We start from the raw sequence: 3,140 nt of genomic DNA, 5'->3' as shown, positions 1-3,140 counted from the left end.
ATCGCATTAGAGAGATGAGTATTTATTAGGTTTGGCGGTGACCTACTCTCCCGGGGCTTTAGCCCGAGTACCATTGGCGCGGAGGCACTTAACTTCCGGGTTCGGGAAGGGACCGGGTGTATTGCGCTCGCTATGACCACCAAACCGAATAAATACTCACTGTCCGCTTTTCGGACAGTGAGAGTGGCAGGCAGCGTTTTCCGAAGGAAAGCGCGTTGCCACCCGTATTGTCCGGGCGGAGGGTATCAATCGGGTTCAATCCATTTTTGGATTGTCACGGTGTTGTCCAAGTCGAGTTGGTGCTTTTGGTTCTTGATTTGGCCTATCGCGCGGAGCGCTACTTGAGGCCATTTGATCAGTCTTTCTGTTACTGGATCGGATCAAGCCTATCGGGCGATTAGTACCGGTCAACTGAACGCATTGCTGCGCTTACATCTCCGGCCTATTGACGTGGTGGTCTTCCACGGCCCTCAGGGATACCTTGTTTTGAGGGGGGCTTCCCGCTTAGATGCCTTCAGCGGTTATCCTGTCCGATCATAGCTACCCTGCACTGCTGCTGGCGCAACAACAGGTCCACCAGTGGATCGTTCACCCCGGTCCTCTCGTACTAGGGGCAACTCCTCTCAAGTATCCTACACCCACGGCAGATAGGGACCGAACTGTCTCACGACGTTCTAAACCCAGCTCACGTACCTCTTTAAACGGCGAACAGCCGTACCCTTGGGACCTGCTCCAGCCCCAGGATGAGATGAGCCGACATCGAGGTGCCAAACACTGCCGTCGATATGGACTCTTGGGCAGTATCAGCCTGTTATCCCCGGCGTACCTTTTATCCGTTGAGCGATGGCCCTTCCACTCGGGACCACCGGATCACTATGGCCGACTTTCGTCTCTGCTCGACTTGTCAGTCTTGCAGTCAGGCTGGCTTCTGCCATTGCACTCAACGAGCGATTTCCGACCGCTCTGAGCCAACCTTCGCGCGCCTCCGTTACGCTTTAGGAGGCGACCGCCCCAGTCAAACTACCCGCCACGCAGGGTCCCGGATCCGGATGACGGACCGCGGTTAGACATCAAGAGTGCGAAGGGTGGTATCTCAAGGGAGGCTCCACGGGAACTGGCGTTCCTGCTTCAAAGCCTACCACCTATCCTGCACATCACAATCCTGATGCCAGTGCGAAGCTGTAGTAAAGGTGCACGGGGTCTTTCCGTCTAACCGCGGGAAGCCTGCATCTTGACAGGCAATTCAATTTCGCTGAGTCGATGTTGGAGACAGCGGGGAAGTCGTTACGCCATTCGTGCAGGTCGGAACTTACCCGACAAGGAATTTCGCTACCTTAGGACCGTTATAGTTACGGCCGCCGTTTACCTGGGCTTCAATTCGGAGCTTGCACCCCTCCTTTTAACCTTCAGGCACCGGGCAGGCGTCAGACCCTATACGTCGTCTTGCGACTTCGCAGAGCCCTGTGTTTTTAATAAACAGTCGCCACCCCCTGGTTTGTGCCCCCGGATCCAAGTTGCCTTGAACCCGGGCCTCCTTCTCGCGAACTTACGGAGGTATTTTGCCGAGTTCCTTCAACATCGTTCTCTCAAGCGCCTTGGTATTCTCTACCAGTCCACCTGTGTCGGTTTAGGGTACGGTCTGATGGAGGGCTATTTCCAGGGACCACTCAGCAGCCCAACCAATCCGATAAGGCTGAACTACATCCGTGATCCGTCACATCCTCCTGGCCCAGGAATATTAACCTGGTTCCCATCGCCTACGCCTTTCGGCCTCGGCTTAGGGGCCGGCTTACCCTGCTCAGATTAGCTTTAAGCAGGAACCCTTGGACTTTCGGCGAGAGTGTCTCTCACACTCTTTGTCGCTACTCATGTCATCATTCTCGCTAGTGATCTCTCCACCGGATGGCTCACGCCCCGGCTTCATCGAAAGCTTCCTATCCTCCATGACGTCCCGAAGGACGCTAAAGAGGATTGGAGCTATGTCACACTACGCTCCGCTACCATGCCTTACGGCATCCTCAGCTTCGGCTCATGGCTTGAGCCCCGTTACATCTTCGCCGCAGGACGTCTTGATTAGACCAGTGAGCTGTTACGCTATCTTTAAAGGATGGCTGCTTCTAAGCCAACCTCCTGGTTGTTTTGGACATCCCACCTGCTTTCCCACTTAGCCATGAATTGGGGGCCTTAGCTGGAGGTCAGGGTTGTTTCCCTCTCCACTACGGGCGTTAGCACCCGCAGTGTGTCTGCCATCTAGTACTCCCGGGTATTCGGAGTTTGGTTAGGATCAGTAAGCCTGTGGGGCCCCATTACCCATCCAGTGCTCTACCCCCCGGGGTATTCGGATGACGCTCTACCTAAATAGATTTCGCGGAGAACCAGCTATCTCCGAGTTTGATTGGCCTTTCACCCCTAGGCACAGCTCATCCCGATCCTTTTCAACGGATGTGGGTTCGGTCCTCCAGCAAGTGTTACCTTGCCTTCAACCTGGCCATGCCTAGATCACTCGGTTTCGGGTCTGATCCCACGAACTCGACGCCCTATTAAGACTCGCTTTCGCTGCGCCTACACCTAACGGCTTAAGCTTGCTCGTGAGACCAAGTCGATGACCCATTATACAAAAGGTACGCCGTCAGGACTCGAGGTCCCTCCGACTGCTTGTAGGCGTCCGGTTTCAGGTACTGTTTCACTCCCCTCGTCGGGGTGCTTTTCACCTTTCCCTCACGGTACTGGTTCGCTATCGGTCAGCAAGGAGTACTTAGCCTTCGAAGGTGGTCCTCCGATCTTCAGACAGGATTTCACGTGTCCCGCCCTACTTAATACGTCCCATCGAACTTCGAATACGGGGCTGTCACCCGCTATGGCCATGCTTCCCAACATGTTCTTCTCATTCTCAAGGCTCGGCTGGTCCCCGTTCGCTCGCCACTACTAGGGGAGTATCAATTGATTTCCTTTCCTCCGGGTACTTAGATGTTTCAGTTCCCCGGGTTTGCTCTTAAAACCCTATGTATTCAGGTCTTAAGTACCTGTTCATGCTCATTATTGATAGCGAGGCTAACAATAACAAACATTCAGGTGGGTTGCCCCATTCGGAGATTCATGGATCAAAGCCTATTCTCGGCTCCCCATGACTTATCGCAGAG

The 3,140-nt window shown here is 54.3% G+C and carries 2 rRNA genes; both read right to left on the bottom strand.

Annotated features, from left to right (window positions below):
- Positions 1 to 29 precede the first annotated feature (29 nt).
- Positions 30 to 144 (bottom strand): 5S ribosomal RNA (rrf, locus tag AC2FL1_RS23330).
- Between the two features lie 232 nt (positions 145 to 376).
- Positions 377 to 3,140 (bottom strand): 23S ribosomal RNA (locus AC2FL1_RS23325); the annotation flags it as partial.

Source organism: Ruegeria sp. YKSF070 (genome assembly GCF_059612725.1).
This window is presented reverse-complemented; position numbering and strand designations above follow the sequence as displayed.